Origin of the sequence: Microbacterium sp. (assembly GCF_049661145.1) — a bacterium.
In the GTDB taxonomy this organism is placed as follows: Bacteria; Actinomycetota; Actinomycetes; order Actinomycetales; family Microbacteriaceae; genus Microbacterium.
Genome location: NZ_JBASZT010000115.1, coordinates 1 through 6,426 on the forward strand (window position 1 = coordinate 1; position 6,426 = coordinate 6,426).

General features: G+C 71.1%; 8 protein-coding genes. 2 read left to right on the top strand and 6 right to left on the bottom strand.

The genetic code is table 11. From position 1 onward, the window contains the following. The 4 genes from WBP48_RS05205 to WBP48_RS05220 all read right to left on the bottom strand — a co-directional run. Positions 1-166 (bottom strand): DnaJ domain-containing protein (locus WBP48_RS05205; RefSeq protein WP_424437120.1); only part of this gene is annotated, 166 nt, incomplete at its 3' end. Further along, positions 166-684, bottom strand: a complete 519-nt coding sequence (locus WBP48_RS05210; protein ID WP_424437099.1) for a hypothetical protein — start codon at positions 682-684, stop codon at positions 166-168. The genes WBP48_RS05205 and WBP48_RS05210, both read right to left, overlap by 1 nt. Then, a complete protein-coding gene (locus WBP48_RS05215) occupies positions 681-1,577 on the bottom strand; it encodes an LssY C-terminal domain-containing protein (protein WP_424437102.1) in 897 nt (298 codons plus the stop codon). Before WBP48_RS05215 ends, WBP48_RS05210 begins: the two co-directional genes overlap by 4 nt. Further along, positions 1,574-2,647 carry an enoyl-CoA hydratase/isomerase family protein gene (locus WBP48_RS05220; RefSeq protein ID WP_424437105.1) on the bottom strand — a complete coding sequence of 358 codons (1,074 nt, stop codon included), beginning with the start codon at positions 2,645-2,647 and terminating at the stop codon, positions 1,574-1,576. The genes WBP48_RS05215 and WBP48_RS05220 overlap by 4 nt, the downstream gene beginning before the upstream one ends. A 172-nt stretch (positions 2,648-2,819) precedes the next feature. Between WBP48_RS05220 and WBP48_RS05225 the strand changes: the two genes are divergently transcribed. Both WBP48_RS05225 and WBP48_RS05230 read left to right on the top strand, forming a co-directional pair. Then, positions 2,820-3,857, top strand: coding sequence for an ATP-binding cassette domain-containing protein (locus WBP48_RS05225; protein ID WP_424437108.1), 1,038 nt, complete (start codon positions 2,820-2,822; stop codon positions 3,855-3,857). After that, on the top strand, positions 3,854-4,681 hold the full coding sequence (locus WBP48_RS05230) for an ABC transporter permease (RefSeq protein ID WP_424437111.1): 828 nt from the start codon (positions 3,854-3,856) through the stop codon (positions 4,679-4,681). Before WBP48_RS05225 ends, WBP48_RS05230 begins: the two co-directional genes overlap by 4 nt. Before the next feature lie 193 nt (positions 4,682-4,874). Here WBP48_RS05230 and WBP48_RS05235 read toward each other — a convergent pair whose 3' ends face one another. Next, positions 4,875-5,270 carry a hypothetical protein gene (locus WBP48_RS05235; RefSeq protein ID WP_424437114.1) on the bottom strand — a complete coding sequence of 132 codons (396 nt, stop codon included), beginning with the start codon at positions 5,268-5,270 and terminating at the stop codon, positions 4,875-4,877. Positions 5,271-5,359: 89 nt separating this feature from the next. Beyond that, entirely contained in the window at positions 5,360-6,160 is an 801-nt protein-coding gene (locus WBP48_RS05240; protein ID WP_424437117.1) for a uroporphyrinogen-III synthase, read from the bottom strand. Positions 6,161-6,426 lie beyond the last annotated feature (266 nt).

Genomic DNA, 6,426 nt, shown 5'->3' on the forward strand with positions numbered 1-6,426 from the left:
GTTCCCATGCGCGCTGCACCCGCACGAACCGAGCGGCGTCGCCGCCGGTGTCGGGGTGGGTCTGCCGCAATCGCAGCCGGTACGCGCGACGCAGGTCGTCGTCCGCGGCATCCGGCGCCACGCCGAGCACCTCGTATGCCGAAGCGGAGAGCGGACTGTCGAACATCAGCGCCGCTCCCGGCGTCGCGCGTAGGCGGCGGCGCTCCGGCTGGACAGCGCGAGCAGGATCAGGATGTCGAGGCTCAGCGACAGGAACGTGCCCTGGAGGGTGATCTCCTGACCCTGCACCCACCACGCGACGAACGACGAGGCGATCGACAGCGTCGAGAAGATCATCACGATCACCCGTGCGGCATTGCGCCCGAGCAAGACGAAGAACGCCAGCAGAACGTCGGCGACGAGGACCGCGACGCCGGTGGCGAGGACGACCCCCAGCGCCGCCGTCCGACCCTCCGGCGAGGGGTCGAAGCCCTCGAGGGTGGCCCCGGCATCCTTCACGAGCTCGTCCCACCCCACCGCGACCGCCAGCAGCAGGATCGCGCCGGCGATGACGCGCAGCAGCACGAGCACCACCCCGGCGACGATCGTCGCGGGACGGCGCATCTGCGGGTCGTACCCCGTGGGCGACAGCAACCGCCCCGGCGGCTCGTACGCGGGGCGCTTCTGCGGCACGGCGTCGGTCATGCGGTCGCCTCCGCCGGGAGGCGGCTGACGTCGACGACGGGCAGGTTCCCATCGGTGCGGATGCTGTCGCCCCCACCGTTGCGGGCGTGATATCCCGTCGAGAAGTCGCGGATCACGTCAACCGTCACGCGGGGGTCGCCGCCGGTCACGGTGGCGACGATGTGGTCGCGTTCGACGTCGGTGTCGGCGTCGATCTTGTGCGTCACCTGCAGCGTGAACAGCGACAGGCCGACGCTCGTGTCGAAGGTGCCGGCGGCGAGCCAGTCGACGCGCCGCCCGCCGGGCAGCAACCAGCCGTCGGGGCATCTCCAGAAGCGGACGTGGTGACGCTGCGCCGGATTGCCGTCGACCTCCTGCTGGTAGGCGAAATCCTGCTGACGACCGAACAGGAACAGCGGGCTCACCGGGGCTTCGTGGTAGCTGCGGCGGCCCAGCGTCGAGGTGACGATGCGCCACGACGAGGCCAGCGTCACCGGGTCGGCCTTCGTCCATCCGCCGGTGCGCAGCGCCCGCTCGATCTGGTCACCGCCGCCGAGGAAGGCGAGGTTGACGGGATCGCCGAGCAGCCCGTCGCTCGTGCGTGCGCGACCGATGAAGTAGTCGGGGACGTAGATCGTGGTGAGGATGCGGTGCAGGCGCGGCAGCACGAGGTACGCGAGCAGCCCCCAGAACACGATGAAGAACGGGATGCCCCACCAGCCGACGTGGAACGTCTCGGTGAGGCTGAGGTAGGCGAGCCACAGCGCAGCGAGCCCTGCGAACACGAAGAAGAACCAATCGATCGCAATGCCGATCGACCAGCGCCGCCTCCGCGTCGGGGCGGATTCCGGCGAGGGCGGCGCGGCCGGCGGAGCCGGTGAGGTCGGCGCGGTGTCGGGTCGGTTCCCGCTCATCCGGTGGACCACAGCGGTACGGGGGGCAGCCACGCCAGCGCCTCAGCCGCGAGATCGACCGGCAGTCCGGCGAGCGTCGCGGGATGCCACCGCGGGTCGCGCGTCTTGTCGACGAGCTGCGCGCGGATGCCCTCGACCAGATCGGGCTGTGTCTGCGCGAACCACATCACGAGTCCGTACTCCTGCGCCAGCGCCGCCCGAAGGTCCGGCAGTCCGCGCGCGCGACGGATGGCGGCGAGGGTCACCGTGAGGGCCGTGGGTGCGGCCTGGTCGAGGGCGTCGGCGGTGGCGGATGCCGCGGGGTCGCCGTTCCCGCGCAGTCGCGCGATGATCTCGGTGACGGTGTCGGCCGCGAACGCGTCGTCGATCCACACGCGCGCCGCCTCGAGGCGCGACGGAGCCGGCTCGTCGCCGCTCGTTGAGCGCGCGGGGGCGCGGGGCGCACGGGTATCGAAACACTCGCTCAACGCACGGGGGTCGAGCTCACCCAGTCGGTCACTCGGAACCCGCAGGTCGGCGAGTCCGGCGTAGACGGCGTCGTCGGCATCCATCGTCTCGCCGGTGAGCGCGAGGTACTCGCCGACCCGGCCCGGTGCGTGGGCGAGCAGCCACGACCCGCCGACGTCGGGGGTGAAGCCGATGCGGGTCTCGGGCATCGCCAGCCGCGACCGTTCGGTGACGATCCGTACGGCGGCGTGACCGGCGAGGCCGATGCCGCCGCCCATCGTGATCCCGTCGGCGAGCGCGACGACCGGCTTCGGGTACTCCGCGATCTGGGCATTCAGGTGATACTCCGAACGGAAGAACAGCGCGACGTCATCGGGTCGCCCGGCGAGGAGCTGCTCCCGCAGACCCCGGACGTCGCCGCCGGCGCACAAGCCCCGCTCCCCCGCGCCGTCCAGCAGGACGAGCTCGACGTCGGCATCCGCCTGCCACGCGTCCAGCGCCGTGGTGAGCTGGCCGACCATGTCGAGGTCGAGCGCATTGATGGCGCGAGGCCGGTTGAGCGTCAGGTGCCCGACGCCTCGCTCGACGCGCGCCAGCACGGTGGGTTCGGCGGTCTCGCTCACTCTCGCAACGTTACCCGCGAGCCGCTCGAAACGTAGCGGCTCGCGAACAGAAGGGGGGACAGAAGGGGGGACAGAGGGGGGATGCCGCGCGTCGGGCGGCGGTGGCGCGCGGGCATCCGACAGGATGGAAGAGGATGGAGGGGGGAACGCCCCGACAGATGGGAGGCCGTCCATGCCAGCCGCACCCGCCGTATCAGCCGCACCCGCCGGACAGGTCCTCGAGTTCACCGGCGTCACCAAGCGGTTCGGACCGATCGCCGCCGTCGACGGCCTCACCGCGCGCGTCGAGCCCGGCCGGGTCACGGGTTTTCTCGGACCCAACGGCGCCGGCAAGACGACGTCGCTGCGCATCCTCCTCGGCCTCGTCTCACCGACCAGCGGTCGCGCCACGATCGGCGGCAAGCGCTACGCGGAACTGAGCCACCCGTTGCAGACGGTCGGGGCCGCGCTCGAGGCCTCGAGCTTCCACCCCGGACGCAGCGCCGCGAACCACCTCAAGGTCTATGCGCAGGCGGCGGGCCTTCCGGCGGCACGGATCGATGAGGTGCTGGGGCTCGTGGGCCTCGCGGATGCCGCGGGTCGCAAGGTCGGCGGATTCTCACTCGGCATGCGTCAGCGCCTGAGCCTCGCCTACACCCTGCTGGGAGGCCCCGGTGTGCTCGTGCTCGACGAGCCCGCCAACGGGCTCGACCCCGAGGGCATCAAGTGGTTGCGGGGATTCCTCGGACAGCTCGCGCGCGAGGGCCGCACCGTGCTGGTGTCGTCGCACATGCTCGCCGAGGTGCAACAGACGGTCGACGCGCTGCTGATCATCTCCCGCGGGCGGCTGGTCTACGAGGGCGACATCGACGGGCTCACCGTCGCCGAGGACTACACGACCGTCATCGATGCCCCCGACCGTGCCGCGCTGGCGCGGGCGCTGGATGCCGCGGGCATGTCCTACGACACCAAGCGCGCGGGTCTGGCGGTGCCCGGCGCGGAACCCGCCGTCCTCGGCGCGGTCGCCGCTGCGGCGGGTGTCGCGCTGTCGCAGCTGCAGCGGCGCGGTCCCGCGCTCGAGGAGGTCTTCCTCGAGCTCGTCAACGGCACCCGCGTGGCGGGCGAGACCGTTCACGAAGCACGGACTGCTCGCTCAGGTCCGCCCGAAGAGCCCACGGCGCTCCCCGAACAAGAGACCGCCGACCGACGGGGTGAGGAGGTGCCGCGATGAGCCTCGCGAACGCATCCCGTTCCGAACTGACCAAGCAGTTCACGACGGCCATCTGGTGGGTGCTCGCGCTCGTCCTGCTGATCTACGTCGGCGGCACGGCCGGAGGACTGGCCGCCACGTTCGCGGCGCTGGCGTCGGGAGCCATCCCCGCCGACGCGGCGAACGGTTCGACGCTGCCCGCCGAACTGCTTCCCCCCGTGATCTACAGCCTTGCCACTGCCGTCGGTTACGTGTTTCCACTGCTGATCGGCACCCTGCTGGTCACGAACGAGTTCCGGCACAAGACGCTGACGCCGACGTTCCTCGCGACCCCTCGGCGAGGCGTCGCGCTCGGCGGAAAGATCGTCGCCGGCATCCTGATGGGGCTGCTCTACGCGCTCGTCGCGCTCGTCGCCACGGTCGGTCTCGGCGCGGCGATGCTCGCCGTGTTCGGCGTCGACACCGCTCTGGACTCCGCCGAGATCTGGGCGATGATCGGCCGCATGGTGATCGCGTTCGCGCTGTGGGCGCTCATCGGCATCGGTGTGGGAACCCTGGTGCGCAATCAGGTCGCCGCCGTGGTCGGCGTACTCGCCTTCACGCAGTTCGTCGAACCGATCCTGCGGACCGTCGGCGCGTTCGTCGACGGAGTCTCCGGCATCACGGAGTACCTGCCGGGCGCCGCCTCCGACGCCCTCGTCGGCACGAGCATCTACACGAGCCTCGGCGGCGACACGAGCGCCTCGGGGCTGGACTGGTGGGCGGGTGGGCTCGTCCTGCTCGGCTACGCCGTCGTTCTCACTGTGCTCGGCTACCTCACGAGCTGGCGCCGCGACGTCAGTTGAGTTCGGCGACGTGTGCCCGCGCGCGGCCTACTCGGCGAGAAGGGCGGGGCTGAACCGCACGGCGGAAGGAATGTCGACGGCGATCAGCGGCGGCATCGATCGCGCCCGCATCCGAGCCCACCCGGAGCGAAGGGCCGAGAACCGTGGAACTCGCCGATGACGACCCCAGCGCAGCTCGGGTCACGGCCGCAGCTCAGGACATGCCGGCGATCTCGGCGACCTCCAACGGCCCGTCCTCGGCCTCGAACCGCAGCGCCCTCGCGAGCTCGCGGCCGTGGCGCGTGGTCAGCACGATGCGCTGAAAATCGGCATCCGTATCGAGGTCGATGACGACCGCCGGATGCCGACGGCGCACGATCACGAAGTCCACACCGCCGGCCGAGCGCCACGTGCCCATCGCGATGGTGCCGCTGACGAGCGTTCCAGGGCTCGGCACGCCGCGCAGCCAGGTCCAGGCGTCGTCGGTGAGCTGCACCTTCGCGATGCGCTCGCGGTCGATGCGAACGCTGTCCGAGCGGCGCGACAGCAGGCGTTCCACGGGCGAGAGTGCGACTTCGAGCTGCGTCGAATCGAGCAGCAGGGTGACCATGTCCTCAGTCTGCCAGCGTCATGATGTGCGAATCCTCACAGAGCCGCAACGATCCGGCAACGGGTGGGTCGGCGGAACGTGCGGAACCGTCAGAGGGCGAACTCGTCCGAGGCGTGCGGCAGCGGAAAGCGCGCCACGGCCGCGATGAGCCCGTCGACGGTCTGTTCGCGTGCGACGGTCTTGACGCCGAGGCCCACTTTGCGGGCGTCTTTCGCGGTGCGCGGTCCGATCGCGGCGATGATCGTCGCGTCGGGGATGTCGGGGAACTGCAGGCGCACCTGCTCTGCGACCGAACCACTCGTGACGAGGATCGCGTTGATGCGCCCGTTCGCCACGTCGTGCGCGATGCGCTCGGTCACCGGAACTCCCACGGTGCGATACGCGACCACGCTGCGAACGTCGTGGCCGGCCTCGGTGAGCCGGCGCGTCAGAACGGGCTTGGCGATCTCGCTGCGCAGCGTCAGGATGCGGCGGGGCTGAGGCTCGAGTCCGATCAGCTGGGCAGCCATGCCCGCGGCGGAATTGTCCTCGTCGGGGACGAGATCGACCCGGTAGCCGACGGCCGTGAGCGCCGCGGCGGTCGTCTCGCCCACCGCGGCGACCCGCGTGGATGCCGGGATCGCCGCCCGATAGGCGTACAGCACATCGACCGTCGTCGCACTGGTCACGGTGACCCAGTCGAACGCACCGGCGGCGAGATCGTCGAGGGCGGCCTCGAGGGTCGCCTGATCGGTGGACGGCGCGAAGTTGATCAGCGGCGCGATCACCGGGACCGCACCCTGCGAGCGCAACGTCGCCGCGACCGAGTCCCCCCATGGCCCGCCACGCGGGACGAGCACGCGCCAGCCCTTCAGGGGCTTGGCCGCGGCGGCCTGCGGGTCTGCATTCATAGACGATTCTCGGTGCTCAGTCGGGAAACACGGGATTGCGCGTCCGGCGCCACCCGTTCGAGATGCGGGGGGGTTTCGAGTCGATGGCGCCGACAGCGTGCGCGTCGTTGCCGCTGCCTAGAACCGAGCATACCCCGGGCCCGCGCACGCTGGACACGGCGGAAACGGTGGGGCGATCAGCGGGTGTACAGCCGGACCACGCCCCACACTGCCACGCCGACGACGGTCGCCGCAGCGATGACGGCGGCGGCGGCCTTGACCGGATC